General features: G+C 60.5%; 18 protein-coding genes and 1 pseudogene. 14 read left to right on the plus strand and 5 right to left on the minus strand.

What is annotated here, in order from left to right; translation table 11 throughout:
- The first annotated feature begins 29 nt into the window (after positions 1-29).
- The 3 genes from H7A12_00445 to H7A12_00455 are packed head-to-tail and all read left to right on the plus strand — an operon-like array spanning position 30 to position 3748.
- Positions 30-1055, plus strand: coding sequence for a TIGR03617 family F420-dependent LLM class oxidoreductase (locus H7A12_00445; protein ID MCP5319298.1), 1026 nt, complete (start codon positions 30-32; stop codon positions 1053-1055).
- A 39-nt stretch (positions 1056-1094) separates the two neighbouring features.
- Complete coding sequence (locus tag H7A12_00450; protein ID MCP5319299.1) at positions 1095-1628, plus strand: VOC family protein; 534 nt, start codon at positions 1095-1097, stop codon at positions 1626-1628.
- Positions 1629-1666: 38 nt separating this feature from the next.
- Positions 1667-3748, plus strand: a complete 2082-nt coding sequence (locus H7A12_00455) for a PQQ-dependent dehydrogenase, methanol/ethanol family (protein ID MCP5319300.1) — start codon at positions 1667-1669, stop codon at positions 3746-3748.
- 3 nt (positions 3749-3751) lie between these two features.
- Here H7A12_00455 and H7A12_00460 read toward each other — a convergent pair whose 3' ends face one another.
- A complete protein-coding gene (locus H7A12_00460) occupies positions 3752-4081 on the minus strand; it encodes a hypothetical protein (protein MCP5319301.1) in 330 nt (109 codons plus the stop codon).
- A 164-nt stretch (positions 4082-4245) separates the two neighbouring features.
- Here H7A12_00460 and queC point away from each other — a divergent pair, with 164 nt between their 5' ends.
- The 3 genes from queC to queE are packed head-to-tail and all read left to right on the plus strand — an operon-like array spanning position 4246 to position 6658.
- Positions 4246-4947: a 7-cyano-7-deazaguanine synthase QueC gene (gene queC, locus H7A12_00465; GenBank protein MCP5319302.1), complete on the plus strand. Its 702-nt coding sequence runs from the start codon at positions 4246-4248 to the stop codon at positions 4945-4947.
- On the plus strand, positions 4944-6020 hold the full coding sequence (locus tag H7A12_00470) for a 6-carboxytetrahydropterin synthase (GenBank protein ID MCP5319303.1): 1077 nt from the start codon (positions 4944-4946) through the stop codon (positions 6018-6020). The genes queC and H7A12_00470 overlap by 4 nt, the downstream gene beginning before the upstream one ends.
- Positions 6017-6658, plus strand: coding sequence for a 7-carboxy-7-deazaguanine synthase (queE, locus tag H7A12_00475; GenBank protein MCP5319304.1), 642 nt, complete (start codon positions 6017-6019; stop codon positions 6656-6658). Before H7A12_00470 ends, queE begins: the two co-directional genes overlap by 4 nt.
- Before the next feature lie 30 nt (positions 6659-6688).
- Here queE and H7A12_00480 read toward each other — a convergent pair whose 3' ends face one another.
- The 3 genes from H7A12_00480 to H7A12_00490 form a co-directional block, all read right to left on the minus strand.
- Positions 6689-10807: a hypothetical protein gene (locus H7A12_00480; protein ID MCP5319305.1), complete on the minus strand. Its 4119-nt coding sequence runs from the start codon at positions 10805-10807 to the stop codon at positions 6689-6691.
- Positions 10808-10873: 66 nt separating this feature from the next.
- The gene (locus H7A12_00485) at positions 10874-11428 is read right to left on the minus strand and encodes a hypoxanthine phosphoribosyltransferase (GenBank protein MCP5319306.1); all 555 of its coding nucleotides are present in this window, start codon (positions 11426-11428) and stop codon (positions 10874-10876) included.
- A complete protein-coding gene (locus tag H7A12_00490; protein ID MCP5319307.1) occupies positions 11428-12285 on the minus strand; it encodes an SMP-30/gluconolactonase/LRE family protein in 858 nt (285 codons plus the stop codon). Before H7A12_00490 ends, H7A12_00485 begins: the two co-directional genes overlap by 1 nt.
- Positions 12286-12368: 83 nt before the next feature.
- On the opposite strand from H7A12_00490, the gene H7A12_00495 reads away from it, so the two are divergent.
- From H7A12_00495 to H7A12_00510, 4 genes are all read left to right on the plus strand, one after another.
- Positions 12369-12638, plus strand: coding sequence for a hypothetical protein (locus H7A12_00495; GenBank protein MCP5319308.1), 270 nt, complete (start codon positions 12369-12371; stop codon positions 12636-12638).
- Positions 12638-13615: a peptidyl-prolyl cis-trans isomerase gene (locus H7A12_00500; GenBank protein ID MCP5319309.1), complete on the plus strand. Its 978-nt coding sequence runs from the start codon at positions 12638-12640 to the stop codon at positions 13613-13615. Before H7A12_00495 ends, H7A12_00500 begins: the two co-directional genes overlap by 1 nt.
- Positions 13616-14058: 443 nt before the next feature.
- The gene (locus H7A12_00505) at positions 14059-15429 is read left to right on the plus strand and encodes a phosphotransferase family protein (protein ID MCP5319310.1); all 1371 of its coding nucleotides are present in this window, start codon (positions 14059-14061) and stop codon (positions 15427-15429) included.
- 12 nt (positions 15430-15441) lie between these two features.
- A complete protein-coding gene (locus H7A12_00510) occupies positions 15442-15849 on the plus strand; it encodes a nuclear transport factor 2 family protein (GenBank protein ID MCP5319311.1) in 408 nt (135 codons plus the stop codon).
- 183 nt (positions 15850-16032) lie between these two features.
- Here H7A12_00510 and H7A12_00515 read toward each other — a convergent pair.
- Positions 16033-16233 (minus strand): annotated as a pseudogene (locus tag H7A12_00515) (transposase).
- Between the two features lie 112 nt (positions 16234-16345).
- Between H7A12_00515 and H7A12_00520 the strand changes: the two are divergent.
- The 4 genes from H7A12_00520 (at position 16346) to H7A12_00535 (ending at position 21666) form a co-directional block, all read left to right on the plus strand.
- On the plus strand, positions 16346-16630 hold the full coding sequence (locus H7A12_00520; GenBank protein MCP5319312.1) for a hypothetical protein: 285 nt from the start codon (positions 16346-16348) through the stop codon (positions 16628-16630).
- Between the two features lie 97 nt (positions 16631-16727).
- A complete protein-coding gene (locus H7A12_00525) occupies positions 16728-17966 on the plus strand; it encodes a DUF1214 domain-containing protein (protein MCP5319313.1) in 1239 nt (412 codons plus the stop codon).
- Positions 17967-18158: 192 nt separating this feature from the next.
- On the plus strand, positions 18159-19460 hold the full coding sequence (locus tag H7A12_00530) for a DUF1214 domain-containing protein (GenBank protein MCP5319314.1): 1302 nt from the start codon (positions 18159-18161) through the stop codon (positions 19458-19460).
- 16 nt (positions 19461-19476) lie between these two features.
- Positions 19477-21666, plus strand: coding sequence for a TonB-dependent receptor (locus H7A12_00535; protein MCP5319315.1), 2190 nt, complete (start codon positions 19477-19479; stop codon positions 21664-21666).
- The last annotated feature ends 302 nt before the right edge of the window (positions 21667-21968 follow it).

Consider the following 21968-nt stretch of genomic DNA (forward strand, 5'->3'; position numbering starts at 1 on the left):
TACACTCACGAGAAGAGGACGAGCAGATCATGTTCACCGTTTACGCGAGCACTCCCGAGAACATGGGGCCAGCGGCGATTGCGGCGCACGCACGGCGTGCCGAGGCGCTGGGATTCGACGGCATGCAGGTGCCGGACGCGATCCACGACGGTTTCCTGCTGGCAGCACTGGCGTTGAACGCGACCGAGCGGCTGAAGGTCTGCATTTCGGTGCTGGTCGCGTTTCCGCGCAGCCCCATGAACGTCGCGCTGAGTGCCTGGGACCTGCAGGCACTGTCGGGTGGACGCTTCGAACTGGGCCTGGGAACCCAGATCAAGCAGAACATCGAGGACCGCTACAGCGCCCAGTGGAGCGCCCCGGCGCCGCGCATGCGCGAGTACATCGGTGCCTTGCGTGCGATCTTCGACGCGTTCCAGAACGGCAGCAAGCTGACGTATGTCAGCGAGCATTATCGTTTCACACGGCTGCAGCCGTTCTTCAACCCGGGGCCGATCGAACACCCGAAAGTGCCGCTGCTGATGGGCGCGGTGGGTCCGGTGATGACCGCGCTGGCGGGCGAGATCGCGGACGGCATGATCACGCACCCGACCAACACACCACCGCGCTACGTCAGCGAGGTGGTGCGCGTGCGGCTCGCGGAAGGCGCGGCGCGTGGTGGCCGTGATCTGAAGGACTTCAATCTGGTACTGGGTTCGCTGGTGGCACTCGGCCCCGATGAGAAGACCGTGCGTCGTGAGCGCGAGAAGTGGCGCAGCATGCTCGGCTTCCTCTACTCGACTCCGGCGTACTGGCCAAGCCTCGAGCTGTTCGGTTGGCAGGATCGTGGCGAGAAGCTGCTCGCGCTCACGCGCGAGAATCGCTGGGACCGGATGAAGGAAGTCATCGACGACGAGATGCTCGATGCTTTCGTGCCGTCGGGCACCTACGAATCGATCGCAGCCGAACTCGAGCGACGCTACGCGGGCCTGGCGGGGGCGATCACGCTGGTATTGCCGGATGACCCGGCCCAGGATGCGGCCTTCGCCAAAGTCGTCGCGGCATTGCGTGGCGCCTGAACACACTCGACAAGCCTGCAGCACGCGAGGAGCATGCCGATGTTCGAACCACTGTTCGGCCCGATCCGGCAATGGGGCTTTCTGGTCAAGGACATCGACGCGGCGATGCATGGCTGGGTGCAGCAACTGGGCGTTGGCCCCTGGTGGGGTTATCGCCATGTCAGCCTGCGTTCGCAGTTTCGCGGCGAGCAGGCACAGGTGCGCATGCATGTGGCGCTGGCGTACCAGGGAGGGATGCAGATCGAGCTGATCCAGCAGATCAACGACGCATCCTCTCCATACCGCTTCTTTCACGATCAGCCGCAGGCGCAGTTGCTGCACCATCTGGGCTACATGGTCGACGACACCGATGCCGCCGTGCAGAAGGCGCGGGCTGGCGGGCTGCTCGAGCATGCGATGCTCAGCAACGAGTTCGCGCGCTATGTCTATCTCGAACACGCAGCCATCAGCGGGACCTTCGTCGAGCTGATGCCGGCTGATCCTGCGTTGATCGCGAGCTTTGAGGCCTGCGCGCGTGAGGCCGGATCGTGGAACGGTGAAAACCCGTACCGTCTGCTCGACGCCGGACCCTGATCGCCGTCTGTCATGTCGCAAGGGGTTTCCGGGGAACGATGATGCTCGCGAGATTGCTGGCAGGGTGGTTGCTGGGTTGCGGCGCGTTTGCCGATGCAGCCACGGTGGACGATGCGCGGCTGCGCGCTGCCGAGCGCGATGCGGCGAACTGGATCACGCACGGACGCACCTGGAGCGAACAACGTTTCAGTCCGCTCGCGCAGATCGATGCGAAGAACGTTGCCCGGCTGGGGCTCGCGTGGAGCCGTCCGCTGGATTACGAGCGTGGCGTCGAGGCCACGCCACTGGTGGTCGACGGCGTGATGTACCTGAGCGGTCCGTGGAACGTGGTCTACGCCTTCGACGCTGCCGATGGCACGCCGCTGTGGAAGTACGACCCGCAGGTCGATCGTGTCCGTGCTGCCGAAGGTTGTTGTGGTCCGGTGAATCGTGGCGTCGCGGTGTGGGGCGGCATGGTCTACGTCGGCACGCTCGACGGACGGCTGCTCGCGATGGACGCCGCGAACGGCACGCTGCGCTGGAGCGTCGACACCTTCATCGACGACGCGCCGGGGCGCAACATCACTGGCGCACCGCGGGTGGTGAAAGGACGTGTGCTGATCGGCAACGGTGGTGCCGACATGGGCGCTCGCGGCTATGTGTCGGCCTACGACGCGCGCAGCGGGGCACTCGCCTGGCGTTTCTTCACGGTGCCTGGCAACCCCGCACTCGATTTCGAGAACGAGACGCTGGCGCGAGCCGCGAAGACCTGGAGTGGCGACGAGTGGTGGCGCTGGGGGGGAGGCGGCACCGTGTGGGATGCGATGTCCTACGATCCGGAACTCGATCTGCTCTACATAGGCGTCGGCAACTCGAGTCTCTACCCGCGTGCACGGCGCAGTCCGGGAGGCGGCGACAACCTGTTCGTTTCCTCGATCGTTGCGCTGCGCCCCGACGACGGCAGCTACGTGTGGCACTTCCAGCTCGCACCCGGTGAGCAGTGGGATTACCCGGCCACGGCGCAACTGGTGCTGATCGACGCGAAGTTCAAGGGCAAGCCACGCAAGCTGCTGGTGCAGGTGCCGAAGCACGGCTTCGTCTACGTGCTCGATCGCCGCAACGGCAAGCTGCTGTCGGCCGAGAAGTTCACGCGCGTGAGCTGGGCCGAACGCTACGACCTTGCCAGCGGACGGCCGGTCGAGAATCCGCAGGCGGACTACAGCCGCAACGGCAAGCCGACGCTGGTGTGGCCGGGCGTGTTCGGCGGGCATAACTGGAATCCGGTGTCGTGGAATCCGCGCACCGGGATGCTGTATTTCAGCGAGACACGCCTGCCGAGCGTCTACGCGATGGATCCCGGCGTGGGCTTGCGCGAACGCGGCAGGCGCTACAACACCTCGCTCGACATGACCGCGATGCCGGGCAACCCGCAGTTCATGGCCGAACAGGCCAACCCGCAGGGTTCGCTGATCGCCTGGGACGTGGCACGGGCGCGTATCGCCTGGCAGGTCGAGCAGACCTTGCCGATCAATGGCGGCACGCTGAGCACGGCGGGAAATCTGGTATTTCACGGGACGACCGACGGCCGTCTCGTTGCGTATCGTGCCGACGCTGGCACGAAGCTCTGGGAGGCACGCACCTTCGGTGCCGTGCAGGGTGGTCCGGTCAGCTATGCGGTTGGCGGACGACAGTACATTGCTGCCGGCATCGGCTGGGGTGGCGGGCACAGCGCCGCACTTGCGGATGGCGGTACGCGGGGCGGCTATCGGAACGCGTCGCGGATCACCGTATGGACGCTCGATGCGATCGGCCAGCTACCTGCGCCGCAACGCTTCAAGGGCACGATTGCGCCGCCGCCGGTCACGGCCGATGAAGCGACGCTGCGCCAGGGGCTGGCGCTGTACATGACGCACTGCGGCTATTGCCATGGTGCGGGTAGCGGCGGAGTTCCGGATCTCGACTACATGAGCGCGCGCACGCATGCGCAGTTCGACAACATCGTGCGTGGCGGGCTGCTGTCAGCGCGCGGGATGCCGGCCTTTTCCGCACAGCTGACGCAGGAGGAAACGGAGGCGATCCGCCAGTTCCTGGCCGCGCGGGCCGCGCAGGCCGTACAGGCGGGCGCTGCTCACGCGCGGTGAAGCTCAGCGGCACGGGAACGCGAGTTTCAGCGCTTCCGGTACCAGGCTGCCGGCGTCCAGGTGGCGCCGTTCAGGGTTTTCGCTCAGATAGCGAGACACGGTGTCGGTGAGCTGTCCCTTGGTTGCGCCCTCGGGTATGCACAGCGCCCTGGCCGGCAGAACGCCGCTCGCCTGCATCGCCTCGATGGTGTCCACGATGCCGGTCACGTAACCGCCGCAGTAACCGCGGTTGAAATAGTTTTCGGAGCGGCAGTCCTCGAAGAGCCGGTTGCCGGTATCGAAGCCGGCGTGGGCGGCGAGTGGCAACAGGGCGAGCGTGAGCAGACGGCGCATGGCTTCTCCGGCGGCGAAATGGCAAGTACACGTACTCTAGCGAGCGTGTCCGCGCGTTGCCAGTGCGTTGCATGAAGCGGTATTCCTCGGGCATTCCTCGGGCTGCAGGCGATGGCTGCGGGTGGCTACAATGCCAGGCTTTCGGCAGAGGGTCGCTGGAATCGATGAACAAGCGGGCAGTCGTCCTGTTGAGCGGTGGGCTCGACTCCGCGACCGTGCTGGCGCTGGCACGGCGCGAAGGCCACGAGTGTTGCGCGCTGTCGTTCCGTTATGGCCAGCGGCATGCTGTCGAGCTGCGCTGTGCCGAGCGGTTGGCGGTGGTGCTCGGCGCTGCACGGCACGTGATCGTCGATATCGATCTGCGTGTCTTCGGTGCTTCGGCGCTGACTGCAGAGATTGCGGTTCCGAAGCATCGCACCGACAGCGAGATCGACAGCGCGACGATACCGATCACGTATGTGCCGGCGCGCAACACGATATTCCTGGCGTACGCGACCGCCTGGGCCGAGGTGCTCGGTGCAGCCGACGTCTTCATCGGTGTGAACGCGCTCGATTATTCGGGTTACCCGGATTGCCGTCCCGAGTTCATCGCAGCCTTCGAACGGATGGCGAACCTCGCCACGCGCACGGGCGTGGAAGGCAGCACGAAGCTTGCGATCCACGCCCCGCTGCAGACGCTGTCCAAGGCCGCGATCATCCGTACCGGTGCTGCGCTCGGCGTGGATTTTGCGCTGACCAGCAGTTGCTACGACCCCGCACCCGATGGCAGTCCGTGCGGCGGCTGTGATTCCTGCGTGCTGCGAGCAAAAGGGTTTCGCGAGGCCGGAATGGCCGATCCCTTGCTCGCCAGGGGTGTGCCGGCATGAGTGCCGGCGGCGAATTGCTGCATGTGGCGGCCGCGCCTTTCGAAGCCGCGGTGAGCGTTCCGGTATTGCCGGCCGGTCACCGCTCGCTGCGGCTGCACGGCCACAGCTTTCTGGCGACGGTGCGTGCACGCGAGGATGCCGCGCTGCTGAATGCGTGCCTGCGAGAGGCGGTGGCACCACTCGATTACGCGCATCTGAACGAGCGGATCGCGGTTCCTACCGACGAGAACATCGCGCGCTGGATCCGTGCCGCGCTGCACGATCTCGAGGTCGATACCGTCGGCGTGCAGAGCACGCGCCATCAGGGTGTGGACCTGGACTCCCGGCAGCGTGCCCACCTGTGGCGGCGTTTTCGCTTCGAGGCGGCACACCGGTTGCCGCGAGTCCCGGAAGGACATCCGTGCGGACGCATGCACGGGCACGGTTTCGAGGTGATCCTGCACGTCGCCGAGGATCTCGCCGGGGCCGACATGGGGATCGATTTCGATCGCATCGGCACACTGTGGCAGCCGCTGCACGCACAGCTCGACCACGCCTGCCTGAACGATATCGAGGGTCTGGAGAATCCCACCAGCGAAATGCTCGCGCGCTGGATCTGGCAACGTCTGCAACCGCAGTTGCCGGCGCTGTCCTGGGTCAGCGTGTACGAAACGGTCACCGCGGGCTGTCATTACGACGGCCGACGGTTTCGCATCTGGAAGGAACAGCGTTTCGAGAGTGCGGTGAAACTGCTCACTGGCGCACCGGATGATCCGCGGCGCCGACTGCACGGGCACAGCTACATCACGCGGCTGCACCTCACGGCACCGCTCGATGCGCTGCGTGGCTGGACCATCGACTACGGCGATGTGCGCGAGGCCTTCACGCCGGTGTTTCGTGAGCTCGACCACCACACGATCGGCGTGGCGACGGGAACCGACGGCAGCCTCGCTGCGATCCTCGCGTGGATGCGCACGCGCCTGCAGGATGTGTTGCCCGCGCTCGATCGCATCGACCTGCACGCCACACCTTTCGAGGGTGCGTTGCTGCACTGGGGAGACCAGGGGCCGGCGTTGCCCGGACCTGCGCCATGAGCTACGCGGTCAAGGAAATCTTCTACACGCTGCAGGGCGAGGGGGCGAACAGTGGACGCGCCGCCGTGTTCTGCCGCTTTGCAGGCTGCAACCTGTGGTCGGGACGCGAGCAGGACCGCGCCGCTGCAGCGTGCCGTTTCTGCGACACCGATTTCGTCGGCACCGACGGCCCCGGTGGCGGGCGCTTCGCCGGTGCCGCAGCGCTGGCTGCAGCGATCGCCGCGTGCTGGCCTGCACGCGCTGCTCGTCGTGCCCAACCGCTGGTGGTGTTCACCGGTGGTGAACCGCTGCTGCAGCTCGATCGTGCGTTGATCGATGCGGTGCACGCGCTGGGCCTGGCGGTCGCGGTCGAAACCAACGGCACGCTGCCGGCACCGGCAGGGATCGACTGGCTGTGCGTATCACCCAAGGGTACGGCACCGCTTGCGCTGACCAGCGGCGACGAGCTCAAGCTCGTCTATCCGCAAGCGGACGCTCCGCCGCAGCGTTTTGCGGAGCTGGCGTTCCACGAGTTCTTCCTGCAGCCGATGGACGGGCCGGACTACGCCTTGAATCTGGCGGCGACGGTGGACTATTGCCGGCGTCACCCGCAGTGGCGCCTGGGACTGCAGACGCACAAGATCGTCGGGATTCCCTGACATTCTGCGAAGCAGTGACCCGGCGCCGCGTCACGACCTTTTCCACAGTCCACCCCTGCTCACGTTTTCCCAGCCCCAGCGCAACCAGCGCAGCAGCGCAAACGCCAGCCACAAGGCCCAGCCGAGCATCAGTGCGCGGTAGACCCACAGCGGCACACTGAGTACCCACGCACGCGGCAGGGTGGCGGCGCTGCGGTCCTGGTACCACCGCAGGTCCCAGACCGACGATCCGTTACCGGCGATCTGCATCTGCGGGTACCCGAGCAGGCCCTGCTTCACCGCGGCGAACAGCAACACGATCGCAGCCAGCGTGAGCACGAACAGACCGAGCTGCAGCGCGTTGAACTCGCGCTGCGACAGATGATCGGGCGCCACGCGACCACGCCAGCCGAGCGCGAGCAGCCAGCCCACGATCAGCAGCGCAGCCCAGACCTGCGTCTGCGTGAGTCCCACCGCGAGCAGCATCCACTGCCAGGTGCCGAGTGGTGTCCACCGCAGTCGCCCCAGCCCGAACGCGAACAGCACGATGGCAGAGAGGATGCCCCAGAACAGCACTGCCGGACCGAGCGGCAGGCCGCCCAGCAGCAATATCCAGCGATCCTGCCCCGGCGTCACGTTCACCTGCGTGTTCACGCTGGCCAGGCCAGTGTCGATCGCTGGCGTGCGGAACAGCGTGCTGATGCCGGCGTCGTCACGCAGCACGAGTTCGGCACTGCGCGTGCCTGGCGTGAGCGGCAGCGTGACCCGTTCGCCTTCCTGGCGGATCGGTTGCAGCACACCGTCGATACTGACCGACTGCAGCGTGGAGCCCGTCGGCAGCAGCACCGTGTGCTGGCCACCGCGGCTGCTGCGCAGCGTGAATGTGGCGGTGGTGTCGGTGGCGCGACGCCCGGGCACGACCTGCAGTCGCACCGCATCGAGCGTCAGCGTCGGTCCGGCGATACCCTTGGGTCGCGTCAACGTCAGCGCGACCTTCTCGCCTGGCCACGGACGCCACTCCGGCGCCCAGGTTCCGGCGTGATTCCGGTGGTGCACCACCGCGATGCCAGTGGATTCCATATGCCACTGCCGGCTTGCGTAGGCACGCCAGGTCTCGAACCACTGCGTGTTGTCTGCTGCCGTGAGTTCGATCTGAGCGGCGGGCTCCAGCGTGGACTGCCACGCTACGGAATCGGCCCCCGCAGCCAGATTGACCAGTGCCTGTCCATCCTCCACACGGATCGCGTCGGTGGTGACGGCCTCGCCGTGGAGCAGCGGAATCCTCAGTACCACCGGCACGCCGGACGGCGAGACACGCGAGACGCGCGTCAGGACGTGCCAGTCGAGATCCAGGCTCAGCGTGCGTTCGACTCGCAGCAGCGGTGGCAGTTCGCCTGCCTGCAGTGGTGCTGCCGCAGCCTGGTCCCGCTCGACGGATTGCACGCGGGTGAACTGCAGTTGCGCTCCGACGGGTTGTGCATCGGCGACGCCTTCCATGCTCCAGCCATCGAGCGTGGCGTCGATGCGCCGTGGCGCCAACGGCAGCGGCAAGTGGAAAGTGCCGGAGGCGGGTGCCGCGCCGCGCAGCAGCACCTGGTGCACGCCGGCGTCGAGGTGGATCCACAGCACACCGTCGCGTGCGCGCAGCAGGCCGGTTGCAGCGGCACCGTCGACGCTCACCTCGGCGGGTATCCAGTTGCGGGCGTTCACCGGCAGCGGCAACGCCGTGTCTTCCGCCGCGTGCAGTTCGGCGCGCAGCGTGAGGGCGGACGGCGTGAGTTCGACGCGCAGGCGGGCAAACTGCGCGCACTCGGGCAGACACTCGGGTGCCGCCAGCAGGCGCTCGTGCAGTTGTTCGAGCAGCTTCTCGTCCGGGATGTCCGCGTATGCGGGTGGTGCCTGCAGCAGCGCCGTGGGCAGCAGGCAGGCGAGTGCGAGTGCCGCGGCTGCGTTGCCGAGTGCGTTCGTTGTGCCGCTGCGCAGCCTCGCGCTGCCGATCAGCGCCACCGCGAGAGCGGCGAGCAGGAGCACGCGCAGCACGTTCAGCAGCAGGTTCATGCGCGGAGACAGCAGCGTCAGCGAGATCTGCTGGCCGCGCTGCACCGGGCCGTTCCAGCCGAGCGGCACGTCGCGCCATTGCCAGTCGGGCAGACCAGGACCGGTCTGCAGCAGCTCATCCGGATCGAACGTCGGGAGACCCGAAAGACTTTTGTGTTCCACGACGGTGGAGTCATCGATGCGTGCAGACAGCGGTCTTTGCGCGGCGCTGCCGAGTGCGGCGCCGAGGGTCGCTCGTGCGGCGTCCTGCCCGGGAACGATGTCGGCACCCGCAATCGCTTCAGTTCCCTTGCGCATCGCTTCCTGCATCACCGGTGGCGGTGCCGGCAGCGCAACGTCGCTCATCGGTTCGCTCACCATCGAGGTCTGCCCGAGCTGTGGGTAGAGCCCGGTGCGGAGCTGGTCGATCATGAACGGCACTGCGAAAAGCAGCAGCGCGACGAAGGCCAGGTTGCGGTAGGCGGCGATCAGGCGTCTGAACACGCCTTCGGGCAGTACGCGCAGCAGAGCAATCGCGCCGAGCAGGTGCAGCCACACCGCGCGTGGTGCATCCGGTTCGTGCCAGATCAGCGCGAAGGTCAGCAGCGCCAGCAGCCCGATGCGCCAATTCCACAGCGCACGCACCGCGAGCGCTCCGATCAGCACCAGGAAAATGTCGAGCAGGGTCCAGTTGCTGATCCAGGTCGGTGGTACGTTGTCGACGCCACCGGCCGCGAACAGCTTCCACCCGGGCGGCAGGTGCAGCACCGCCTCGACGTGCTGGAAGTCCTGGTCCCAGCCGACGGCGGGCAGGTGGCTGCGCGAGGCCTGGAAGCGGCTGTCGGCCTGCAGGTCGAGCTGTCCGCGGCGCACTTCGATTCCGGGCCTGCCGTCGGCACCGGCCGTGATGAGCTGCAACTCACCGTCGAGCAGCGCCTGGCCGAGCACGGTGGGCTCGTTCATGACCATGCGCCAGCCACGGTTGACGGTGCCGCCGATGCGGTCGCGAATCGTATAGCCGCCGCCGTCGAAGTCGAGCCACAGGTCGCGCTGCAGCGTCAGCGCATCGGGTGCCGGTTGTGGGTCGCCACGGCGCAACTCGTGGAGCAACAGGCGCGAGCCGGGTTGCATCAGGTAGGCGGGCAGGTCGCGCCACGACTCAGGCAGCGCGGTCTGGGTGGGATCCACCGCTGGTGGGCCGTCGAGCTCGACCAGGCGCAGTTCCGGGTGAGCCTCGAAGGACCACACCTCCTCGGCGGGCCACGGCGGCGGAGCGCTCGCGAGTTCGAGTTGTGTCACCGGGCCCGGGTAGCGTGCCGTGAGTTCGACGACCCAGCTCCCGGGACGCAGTTGCAGGCGCAGCGTGCCGTCTTTTTCCAGGCGCGCGGGCAGCCGGCTGTCGAGTTGGAGCGGAATGAATCCGGGTGGCAACGCACCGCTCAGCACTTCCTCGCGTTGTGCTCCGGATACCTGGAGTTCCAGATGGGTCACGATCTGCAGCGGTATCTCGTCGACGACGCGTCGGAACACGCGCAGCGTCAGGCGGTTGCCGCTCGGTGCGGCGTCGGGTCGTGCACCGCTTTCGCGCAACCACAGGTTGCCGGCGTCGTCGAGCTGCGGCTCGGCGACCGTGTGCTCGTCGATGCTCAGGCGCAGCAGCGCCGTATCGCGCGGGATCGGCAGCGATTCGGGCCGTCGGGGCCAGGCAAATACCCCACTGATCAGGTGCTGGCCCGGCGTGAGTCGCACCGCAGGGCGACCTTCGCGCGTGGTGACGACGGCAGGACGTTCGTCGATGCGCACATCCTGCGGCCAATGGCTCGCATCGCCGGGCAGGTTCGCCCAGCCGGTATCGTGTGCCGACCAGCGCTGGCGAAAGCGCCCGCCGTCGCGGCCGAGCTGCAGTTCGAGTTCGGTCGGCCAGCTACAGCGTCGTTCGTCGAACCGGTCGTGGACGAAGGGACAGCGCACTGCGCGGTCGGGGAACAGCACCCAGTCGACCCAGTCGCGCAACGTGGCGGGCAGCTGGGCAGGCGCCATGCGCTCGGCGTGCGTTGCAAACGGAACGGCGGCGGCAAGCAGCAGGACCAGCGCGAGCAGGATGCTGCGGTGCGGGGGGGACGCCTGTCTCATCGTGCGGTTCTCCGGACTGGTGGTTGTACGACAGGATTCTGCAGCGGATTTTCCATCTGTCTGTGCTCAGTCGAACAGTACCGTGACCTGGGGACGGTGGCTGCGGATCTCCTGCAGATCGAGCCCGCACATCTCGTGCGGGAACACCAGCCAGTCGGCGGTCTCGTGCAGCCAGAAGTCGGGGACGAGCGCGGTACGGTTGCGCTGCGGCTTGCGCCATACGGTCGCGACGCGGATATCGGCCTCGTGCGTGCACGGCAACTGTCGCAGCGCGCCGAGCGTATGCTCGATCGTGATCCCGGTATCGAACACGTCGTCGACCAGCAGGACGCGACGGCAGTCGAAGCCGGCCTCGGCCAGGGTGCCGAGCCCGTGGATACGGGTACGTGGCTCGCGCCGGTCGATGCCTGCATACAACGTGGTGCGCAGCGGCAGATGCTCGCAGTGCAGTCCGCGATAGGTCAGCGCTTCATGGAGAGCGACCGCGATCGGAGCACCGCCTCGCCACAGCCCGAGCAGCAGCGTGGGTGCGAAACCGCTGTCGATCACGCGGCGCGCGAGTCGCAGCGAGTCCTGCACGAGTTCGTCGGCGCTGATCCAGCGCTTGGTACCAACAGGGATCACGGCACGCCGGCACCGGGTACCGCAACCGGTGTGCACTCGATCCGTCCGTTGCGGGTACCGTGAGCCGCGCGCAGGCTCAGCGTCGCGGCGGTGATGCCGTACAGCGTGCGACGCTCCGGGCCACCGAGCACGCAGGCGATCGCAAAGCGTTCCCCGGTCGGTACACGATGGCTGATCCGCCCGCCGCGCTCCATGCGCAGGAACTCGTGCGTGGTCGGGGATGCGATCCACAGTGCCTGTTCGCTGTCGATGCAGATGCCGTCACATACCGCGTTGTCAGGCAGGCGACCGAACACGCGCCGGTTCGACAGGGCGCCGCTCGCGGCTATGTCGAACTCGATCACCTCGGGTGAGGCGCTCTGGCTGACGAACAGCAGCTTGCCGTCGGCGTCGATCGCCATGCCGTTGGGACACCACAATTCCTCGGCTGCGAGCACCGCCTGTCCGCCGGGTTCGATGCCTACCAGCGAGGTGCTGCGTGGCGATTCGGTTTCGTAGTCGAAGCCGAAGTTGCTGGCCCACGCACGGCCGTTGCGGTCCACCACCATGTCGTTGAGCTTGCTGCGTGATATCGGAGCGGTGGCGCAGTAGCGCTGCAGCGTGCCGTTGGCGTACCGCCAGACTTCGTGCTCCGCCATCTGCACGACCAGCAGCCCGCCGTCTGGCAGCCACCCGAGCCCGGATGGTTCGCCGGGAGTGCTGACTACGGTCTGCACCTGGCCCGTGGTGTCCACCCGCAGCACGCGCTGCTCGGTGATGTCCGACAGCCACAACGCCCCGTCGTGCCAGCGCGGGGCCTCACCGAAACCGAGCCCGGATACCCAGGGTGTCAGTGTCAGGCGTTCGGCGTCCATCGATGATTCCTCTTTCTTCCATTTCGCACGGTGATTGCGCACCATAGCGCCCCGATCGCTCGTCGCCAACAGGAGAACGGCCCATGAAGGATGCACCTGCGAAGATCACTTGTCTGGTGTTCTACGCCGCGACGCTGCTGTCGTTGCTGTTCACGTGGCCACCGGCGCTCGAGGCGATCCTGCAGTACGGAACGTTGTTCCTGCTGGTCGCGCACGCGATCGAGGTCGGCGTTGCCTGGCGTTGGCTGCGGCTGTACGAGGGACCGTTGATCCTGAGCGTGCTGTTCACGCTGCTGTTCGGCTATGTGCACTGGATGCCATACAAGCGGCGTGCGCTGGTCGAGCGCGCCTGATGCCCGGCAACGCCCGCGCGTGCGGCGTGTCGACGCAGCGCTGGCTCGGCTGGCGTCCGCTGCATTTCGTCGTGGTCGGTCTTGTCGCATGGTGGCTGCTCGGCCCACAACTTCGCGAAGTGGAGCTGCCCGCGCCGATCGTGCTCGACCCCGCGCAGATCGCCGCACTGCACGACGGCTGGGTCGCCGTGACGGGGCAGGCGCCCGATGCGGCGCAGATGCACGCACTCGAGCAGCGCGGGATCGATGACGAGATCCTGTTCCGCGAGGCACTCGCCCGCGGGCTGCAGCGCAGCGACGCGGTAGTGAGGCAGCGCCTGCTGCTGAACATGCGTTTCCTCGATCCAGAGACACAGGCCTCCGACGAGCAGTTGCTGCGCCAAGCACTGGCACTGGGACTGCATCGCAACGACGTGGTGGTACGCCGTCGGCTGGTACAAGTGATGGAGTTTTCGTTCGAGGCCCAGGCCGATCATGCGCCACCGTCCGAGGCGGAACTGGCGCGGATGTACGAACAGCGGCGCGCGGAATTCCTGCTGCCCGCCCGCTGGCGGCTTCGGCACATGTACTTCAGCAAGGAGCGTCGCGGCAGACACACGGGCGACGATGCGCGCGCAACGTTCGCTCTGCTCGAACGATCGTCCGCCGGGGAGCTGGCGGACGCGGCACGTGGCGATCCCTTCCTCGGCGGCCTGACGCTGCCGTTGCTCGACGAGCAGCAGCTGGCGGCCCAGTTCGGCAGTGCGTTTGCGCACGCAGTCGCCGCTTGCGAGCCGCAGCGCTGGTGTGGACCGCTGCGCTCGAGCTACGGCGAACATCTGGTGCTGGTCGAGGAAAGCGTTCCGGCCCGTGAGCTTCCTTTCGACGACCCGGAGGTGAGGCGTCGCCTCGAGAGCGAGGTGTTCCACGAGCGTGCGCGCGATGCGCTGGCCCGCTCGATGGTCGAACTGCGTCGACGTTACGGGGTGCAGTCCTGACAAGAGGCTGCTGTGTCCAAGCCCATCGTTTTTGCCGTCTCGCGTTTTCCCCGCCGTTTCGCAGAAGTCGCAGAGTGAGTGCTTTGTAGCCCTAATGAAAGGTGGCCGTGCGAGATCGCATAGAGATAGCAGATCTGTTTGAGTGAGACCTGACCGGCGTGCCTTTTCGCACGCAATCGTCGCTCCGCACACCAAAACCTTGACGACTGCACCCCTCTGCACCTCTCGGCATCGGGGAAGCCGACGGATGTTTGCAGAGGCCTAACTCCAGCAGGGCAACCCCTTCAAGACGAGCGAAGGCGTACATTCATCTGCTGATGACCTGCAACAAATTAGGACGCATGTCTTGTAAACTGGCTCGTCATAGCGCTAGGATTCGGCGAGTTCATCCTCGTTGCTGCCAAGTAAACAAAGATGTGTGTCCCAAGCATGAGGGTCTTGAGATGTCCAAGCTGCTGACCGAAGACGAAGTGTTCCCATGGGTGGAGAGGGAGCTAGGGGGCACAATCACGGAAGCGGTCCGCCAAGGTGGGCGCGAATCGGGAGGGCGCCCCGGTTGGTTCATCACCCTGGAGCGTAACGGCGATGCAACGCGGTATTACGTACGTGGGGATCGTGGAGGTGATTTCGGGTACACCCAGATGTACGGGTTGCAGCGCGAAGCGAAGGTGCTGCAGGTGTTGAAGGAAGAAGGGATCCCGGTACCGGAGGTGATCGCGACTTCGACCGAGCCGAATGCCCTGATCCTCAGCTTTGTAGACGGCATCAATGATTTCACCCTCATCGATAGTGCTGCGGAGCGAGACCAGATTGCTCGTGATTTTGCAGAGATCATGGCTCGTTGGCATGCAATTCCGGCAGAGAGGTTTGTGAATGCCGGTATACAGCTGCCTGTGACAGCGGTTGACTATATCGTCAAAGATCTGGAAGTGTGGGAAGCCGGTCATTTCCCGTTACTGAAGGAACCGGTTCCATTGGTTACCTTCGCCTGTCAGTGGTTACGGCGCAATATTCCTGAACCTCCTGTCCGTCCGGTTCTGGTGCAGGGCGACACGGGGCCCGGGCAGTTCATATTCAAAAATGGTCGTGTCGCCGCAGTTGTAGATTGGGAGCTGGCCGCGTTAGGTGATCCGATGAGAGAGCTGGCGCATATACGTACGAGGGATGTTTGGTACCCGACCGGCAATCTTCCAAAATGGTTTCAATATTACAGTGAGTTTTCGGGCGTGCCACTCGATGCAGCCAAAATCCGTTATTACAGCGTCATTGGGATGTTGACGACGGCCCTGGCGCTTGGACCGGTCGTACAGCATCTCAATCCCCGTGATGAACATGCGGAATGGATCGCTCAGGATGTATGGTCGAAGCGCGCTACTGCCGAGGCGCTAGCTGAGGCTGTCGGGATCCAACTTGGACCGATAGACCTCCCGCAACCGGATTCTTCGTATGTAAGCAAGTTGTTCGATGTTTTAGAGGACAATTTACGCACTGAACAACTTCCCTATATAACAGATAATTTCAGGCAGCATCGAATGCAAATGTTGATGCGGTTAATTGCACACATGAGGAATATCGGAGAAATCGGTCGTGCAATCGAAGCTCTAGAACTCGAGGATATGGGGCGGATACTGGGTGCTGTGCCAAAGAGTCTCCATGATGGGACGGTTGCCCTGGATGCGCTGGTCAAACGGGCTGGCCCTGAACTCGATGTGCCGCTCATTCAGTACTTCCATCGGCATGCACAACGCCAGGAGGCACTGATGCGCAATGGCTTGGGCCGCGCAGAACACGCGCGTATGTCAGCTTTCCTGTGACAGGGAGTGATGATGGATACAGACAAGGTAAAGGCGGTCGAGAGCTTCTTTAGGGGTATTACTGAGGCTGATGACGTTGCAATGTTGTCATTGCTTCACCCAGACGCACAGTGGGTGGTTCCGAAAACTGCAGCCCCCCCTTATGGGGGACGCCATAGAGGTGCCCGAACAATCGTCGATATGATGTTGCTTGCAGTCAAAGGTGCGTTCCTTCCACGTACGGCAGTGCATCGCATGCTTATGCTGATGAGCGATGACGAACGAGTGGTCGTTGAAACGAACATGACTGCACTGCAGGCATCGGGGCGCAAGTACGATAACCACTACGTCTTCATTTTTGAATTTCAAGATGGGCTGATAACGGAAATTCGCGAGCACGTTGATACTGCTTATGCCGTGAAATTTTTCGATGCTAAATGAATCGTGCAAGATTGACTGGGGTGTTAGGGAACCGCAGATCTATCCATGAAATTCGTCGACTCAAAGCGAAAATTATTGCCCTCGACGCGAGTTTTTGCGCAGGCTGCGGTTTTTTTGTGTGAAGCTGGCGAAATCAGCCCATTTTCACCTCAAATCGGGAGATTTTCTCCCGATTCCCCGTTTTCAAGACGCACCTCTCCCGTATGCACCTGCAAAATGCCTGCGAGCCAGCATCAGATTCGCCAACCCGAACAGCGTGAAGAGCTGCGCTTCGTTCTTCGCCAATCCCTTGTAACGCACCTTGCGGTGGCGGAACAGGTTCTTCATCACATGGAACGGATGCTCCACCTTCGCGCGCATGCTGGCCTTGGCCTTTTCCAATGCCTCGAGAGCCATGCGATAGGGGTCCATCAGAAACCGTTCACGGCGCGTGACTTTCTTCTTCGCCGCGAACTCGGCATCCGAGAAACTGATCTGCTTCATGAGGGAGAACACCGTGCTGCCGCGTGATGTGCGTATTATCGATGATCCGGCGCTCGAGCGGGCGGCTCTGGTGTCGAATAAATCAGTTTTCCCTAGGCCCGGTGAAACGCTTTTTACCAGCTTGGATGGAAAACGTATCCATCCAAGCACAGAGGAAAGAGGGGTACGACAGGGCAACCATCCATATTGTGGAGCATCAGGTGTGATCGATTACGCTGATGATTTTCGTTTTGATAAGGATTTGGTGTTGGTGTCAGAAGATGGAGCCGACCTAATAAATTGTTCAACCCATAGGTAAAAAAATTATGAAAGATGACGACGTTTCATCTCCGAATTTCTCGCGACGGACCGCAGTAGCCAGCGCATTATCCATGGCTGCCTGCGCACCAATAGGTATGCTTTTCCCGCAGAATTCCTCGATCGCTGCGCAAACAAATCCGCCAAAGTCTGATAAGGAAGTAAAGGATGTCGCGAAAGCATGGGAAATTTTTTGTAACGAATTAAAAAATGCCGGTAGAATTCCTTTGGAAATGACTTTGCCAAACAGCGAGCAGGATCGTGTTGCCGGATATTTACAGTTACTTAGAAATTTCTCGCTGGCCTTCGATCTCAACTACGAGTTCAATGATCCGCTCTTCCCCGAGTTTTCTCGATATTTTTACCCGACCAGAAAGCAAGGCGGCGATAATAGTGATGCCGTCTACATTGGCGCAGCCGTAAATGGCAATCACGATTATCGTATCTCTGGCAACATTGGAACAGCCAAGTACTTGTCCATTGTTTTAATTGAAGAAGGAAGTACGCCATGGGGCGGGCTGGGAAGTGCCCCACTTTTCCGAGATCAGATTGAAACAGATAAAGAAGGCAATTTTCAGATTATAATAAGTCCGCACGCGCATTCGGGAAATTGGATTCAGTCGAATGCGAAAACCTTTCGAGTCACGATTCGGCAGTATTTTGCGGATTGGGAAAATGAAAAGCCCATGGCGGCCACAATAGAACGCATCTCCGAACCGAAACTGCGTGCGCCCATTCTGACTCAAGAAAGACTTGCGCTCGGCATAATAAATTCTGTTCAATGGCTGCAAGATTCAATAATCTACTGGTCAAAGATGCTGGAGCGCTGGCAGCCATATCGCAATCAGTTCAAGTCGTACTGGGAGCTGGAAAAGAATGCGATAGTTGCAGCGCCCGGCGGTGACCCGCTCGTGTGCTATTGGGAATTATCTTCGGAAGATGCCCTGATTATTCGTGTTCATCCGCCAAAGTGCCCCTATTGGTGTGTGGAATTTGGTGACTGTTGGTGGGAAACGATGGATTATCGTTATCGGCTATCAAACACCAATATGCATTATGCTGCAATGGAGGAAGATGGAGAGTTGATCGTGGTCGTGTCCCATGTGGATCCGGGAGTGCCAAACTGGTTGGATTGTTCCGGATTTTCGCGGGGGTACATAACATATCGCTGGATGCTATCTGAAGATCAGCCGCTACCCCGGGTCCACCAGGTAAAGATTTCAGACCTGTTTGGCGATTTGCCAAAACAGCTCAAGAGAATCGATCACACTGAAAGGGAAAGTCAGATAAGTCAGCGGAGACGAGGTGTATTTGCTCGTTTTGGGTATGGCTTATAGAAGCATCGCGTATGAGTGCGAAGCGGCCCTGAATATTGAATGATGACGATGCGCCAAGTCGTATATGCAAGTTACCGGTGGAAGTGATCATGTCTTCGTTTGGTTGCTCATTAGCCGATATGCGGGGCGAGCGCCTCATGCATTCTTGAGCACACCAGAATAATTTCACGTAGTTGATTGAAGGAGAATGCAATGAGTAACAAAAATGACGATATATTGGTGTCACGCCGGGATTTTCAGCGCGGCATAGCGTCTTTCGCCGCTCTCGCGAGTCTGGTTCCCTCACCACTAATGGCAGCAGCTGATAGCATGGAAAAAGAAAATGAAATCGGACAGCGTGCAGACGCTATCTGCCAGAGTATCAACAATGCCGTACGGCTCGCCTTAGTGCGATCTACTGCGACTTATCCGTTGGCACAGGCAAGCGCTGTGGCGCACGTGTTGCAGAATCTCCAACTGGGCCTTGCAATGAACTATGTAAATGCGGACCCGGCTCGCCCGACGTTATTTAATTATATGGGGCCTCATGTAAAGCAAGGTGGTGATAACTCGGACGCCTTCTATTCCGGATTTGCTGTTGATCATCGCAATACATATAGATTATCCGGAAAAATCGGCTCGGCCGCATACGTATCCATTACAACGGTTGAGCGCGATGACTCCACTCCGTGGGGGGGGAGAATGGGTGCGGGGCTGTATGGGCATCAAATGCATGTAAATCCTAATGGTACGTTTGAGGTACTGATTAGCTCAACAGAACAGAAGGGAAATTGGCTCAAGATATCCGAGAAAGACTTTAGGGTGACCATTCGACAATTTTTCAGCGATTGGGAGAGCGAGAAGCCCATGGAAGCGATTGTTGAGGTGGTTAATGGGTCACGGGTTACCCCCATCCCCTATACAGCAGAGCGAGTCATGACCTCCATGGAAGCGACTGCGCAATGGTTAAATACGACCATTCGGTATTGGCAGGACGTTATGGACATGTTCCGGAAAACCCCTAACCAATTTCAGGGTTGGCGAGAACTCACTGGGGATAAGGTCAATGCCACCCCGGGAGGGGCGGTAGAAAATTGCTATTGGAATATCCCTGACGGAAAAGCGCTGGTGATGCGAGTTCGACCTCCTCAATGTAGATTCTGGAACGTGGAGTTCAATAATCCATGGTGGGAAACGATGGATTATCGCTTCCGTCTTAGTGGCACGAATAATCATTATGCCGTGCTTGAAGATGATGGTGAACTCATTCTAGTTGCCGCACATGAGGATCCGGGGGTCCCAAACTGGCTCGATACGTGCGGTCACCTCGAAGGTATGATGGGGCGTCGCTGGATGTTTGCTGATGAAAACCCGAAATTTGAAATGCAACTGGTAGATCATAAAGATCTGTTTGCGGCCCTTCCACCGACTGTAAAGAGAATTTCTGCCGATACTCGGCAGAATCAGATTGCAGCAAAGCAGAGAGCGCTCTATACACGTTTTCATACCCTCTGAATTTAAGGAAAAAGAGATGGCTATCAAGAATTCCTTTACATTGTTGATTGCGTGTGGCGCCTTGACGGGCGGCGTTACTGACGTAGTTCATGCGCAGGCTTTGGATGAGATTGTGGTCGTCGCGCAGAAAAAGGTTGAGTCCATACAGGATGTACCAATATCGATCCTTCGCTTCGATAGCGTCAAGCTAAGTGACTTGGGGATCGATGAGTTAAAGGATGTCGGTGCAATGATGCCGGGGGTCTACGTTAATACGTTTAACCAGGATCCAGGAGCTATAAGATTATATATTCGTGGAGTTGGGAATACATCAGTTCAGATTACTCAAGATCCTTCGGTAGCGTTATACCTGGATGGCGTTTACGTCGGCACGTCCTATGGCACAGGGTTTGAGGGGGTCGATATAGAGAGCATAGAGGTGTTAAGAGGACCTCAGGGGACGCTTTACGGGAGGAATTCAACGGGAGGGGCCGTCAATATCCTGTCGAGGAGAGCGTCTCCGGATGCACTGACATTTGATCAGAAATTTAGTGTTGGGAATCTTGGGCTATTTAAATCGCGCACCAGTCTTAATGTCCCGCTTGGCGAGCATTTTGCCGCGAAGCTGAATTATCTTGCCTCGAATCGGGACGGTTATGTTCATAACAGAGGCGTCGGCCAGGATTTTGGTGCCGAGGACCGAAAGTCGCTCGCTGCTGATTTGCACTGGAGCATAAGTGACAATTTATCTTTGGATTATCGTTATGAAAGAGCTGACATGCGTGATACGCAACGCTTTGAACAAATCACTAGAGTTAACCCTGCTGCGGCGCTGGCCTTCTCAACAAGGTTTGATAGGGTGAGCCGTTCTCGATTGGATTCTGTAACAGCTCTTCGTCCAATACCGAGAAATGACTTAAATATCACCGGTCATAGTTTGCATTTCAGCTGGACCATAAGCGATGATCTTGAATTTCGATCTATAACGGCTCGCAGGAAATTTGACAGTGATGCATATAGCGACGCACTTTCAACGGCTGAGGGGAATGGGCGCTTTTACTCGGGCAGCCCAACGAGCATGCGGATCTTAGTGAATTATGAGCAATTCTCTCAGGAGTTTCAGTTTGTAGGTCAATCGGGGCGCTTGGATTATGTGGCGGGAGTTTACTATTTTGATAGTGATGCGGATTGGAATAATTATCGACAGATTACACTTGGCAATGTGGTAGGTCTTAATTATTCAAATGCAAAAAACACGTCAACAGCGCTATATGGGCAGGTTACATATACACCTTCCTTGCTCGATGAGCGTCTTCACCTCACATTGGGTGCCCGTTATTCTAAAGAGGACAGGAAGGTAAGAAGAACCAACCTAAATGTTGTTCCACAGTTCGCCGGCGTAGAATACGATAAGGATTTTTCTAATATTAACCCCTCACTTACGATCGCGTATGATTTCACAGATGATATCAATATCTATGCAAAGGTAATGACGGGATTCAAGTCGGGCGGGACTGCGATGACATCCGCCAACTTGACTTTATTTGCCCAGGGATTTAAAGAAGAGGAAGTTCTTAGCTACGAACTGGGTGTTAAATCCATGTTGATGGAGAACAGTTTAAGACTCAATCTTGCGTTGTTCCGTACGGAGATGGACGGAGCCCAGACAGCGGTAAGAACCGGAGCGAACCCCAATGCGAGGGATTTTCTGCCACTTGATGATAATGTTTTTCAAGGATTGGAGATTGATGTCGAGAAGCAGCTAACGGATTCTTTGGCCATCTCGGCTGGGTACGCCTACCTGGAGACAAGTCCGGGAGCCAAATATATAGACTCTGCGGTAGGGCGTACGTTGTTGGCGAACACGTTCCCTGCTTCCCCAAGGCACAGTGTTTCGTTAATGCTGAGTCATGAAGTCCCGCTGGCCAATGGATCCCTTAGAAGCACGCTGAATTATTCCTATCAAGACAGGACCACCAGTTCGATTAATGTTGCGGACTATTCCGTTCTGCCTAGTTATTCGCTAATTAATATGTCGATCGGATGGGATGCATTCAAGATTGGGACTATGGATGGAGATTTTTCTGTTCAGTTGTGGGCGCGAAACCTTTTGGATAAGGAGTATGTGATGGTTAGCACCGCATCATGGTCTGCGTTTGGAGCGGGCTTGGTTGAAACGTTTGGGGATCCGCGGACGTATGGGATAACAGTCGGCTATCGGTTTTGATGGTTGATTTTGGCGGTTGTATCCGGAAGGCGTTGGTGGATTTTTAGTACGTGGCTTTTCGAGTTATAAATAGATGGCTGTGCTTGTTCAAAGTTATTGTTATTGGGTGGCAGATTATCATAACTCATCCGCCAGTACATTCAGCAGCTCGTGGTGGAGTGAGCCATGAATGTCAATAACAAAAATTTGTCTATGACGCGGCGTCAATCATGTTTGGCTATCGCGGCGCTTGCGATGGGTGCTACCTTGGTTCCTTGTGCGGTGTATATCGAAGCAGATGAGCGAAATATGGGGTGAGCATT

The organism is Pseudomonadales bacterium (genome assembly GCA_024234165.1).
Taxonomy (GTDB): Bacteria; Pseudomonadota; Gammaproteobacteria; order Pseudomonadales; family UBA5518; genus UBA5518.

Coding starts and splice junctions, on each gene's coding strand:
- H7A12_00450 (MCP5319299.1), top strand. CDS start 1,095: ATGTTCGAACCACTGTTCGGCCCGATCCGGCAATGGGGCTTTCTGGTC.
- H7A12_00510 (MCP5319311.1), top strand. CDS start 15,442: ATGGATACAGACAAGGTAAAGGCGGTCGAGAGCTTCTTTAGGGGTATT.
- H7A12_00490 (MCP5319307.1), bottom strand. CDS start 12,285: ATGGACGCCGAACGCCTGACACTGACACCCTGGGTATCCGGGCTCGGT.
- queE (MCP5319304.1), top strand. CDS start 6,017: ATGAGCTACGCGGTCAAGGAAATCTTCTACACGCTGCAGGGCGAGGGG.
- H7A12_00455 (MCP5319300.1), top strand. CDS start 1,667: ATGATGCTCGCGAGATTGCTGGCAGGGTGGTTGCTGGGTTGCGGCGCG.
- H7A12_00530 (MCP5319314.1), top strand. CDS start 18,159: ATGAGTAACAAAAATGACGATATATTGGTGTCACGCCGGGATTTTCAG.
- H7A12_00525 (MCP5319313.1), top strand. CDS start 16,728: ATGCTTTTCCCGCAGAATTCCTCGATCGCTGCGCAAACAAATCCGCCA.
- H7A12_00495 (MCP5319308.1), top strand. CDS start 12,369: ATGAAGGATGCACCTGCGAAGATCACTTGTCTGGTGTTCTACGCCGCG.
- H7A12_00460 (MCP5319301.1), bottom strand. CDS start 4,081: ATGCGCCGTCTGCTCACGCTCGCCCTGTTGCCACTCGCCGCCCACGCC.
- H7A12_00535 (MCP5319315.1), top strand. CDS start 19,477: ATGGCTATCAAGAATTCCTTTACATTGTTGATTGCGTGTGGCGCCTTG.
- H7A12_00500 (MCP5319309.1), top strand. CDS start 12,638: ATGCCCGGCAACGCCCGCGCGTGCGGCGTGTCGACGCAGCGCTGGCTC.
- queC (MCP5319302.1), top strand. CDS start 4,246: ATGAACAAGCGGGCAGTCGTCCTGTTGAGCGGTGGGCTCGACTCCGCG.
- H7A12_00470 (MCP5319303.1), top strand. CDS start 4,944: ATGAGTGCCGGCGGCGAATTGCTGCATGTGGCGGCCGCGCCTTTCGAA.
- H7A12_00505 (MCP5319310.1), top strand. CDS start 14,059: ATGTCCAAGCTGCTGACCGAAGACGAAGTGTTCCCATGGGTGGAGAGG.
- H7A12_00480 (MCP5319305.1), bottom strand. CDS start 10,807: ATGAGACAGGCGTCCCCCCCGCACCGCAGCATCCTGCTCGCGCTGGTC.
- H7A12_00445 (MCP5319298.1), top strand. CDS start 30: ATGTTCACCGTTTACGCGAGCACTCCCGAGAACATGGGGCCAGCGGCG.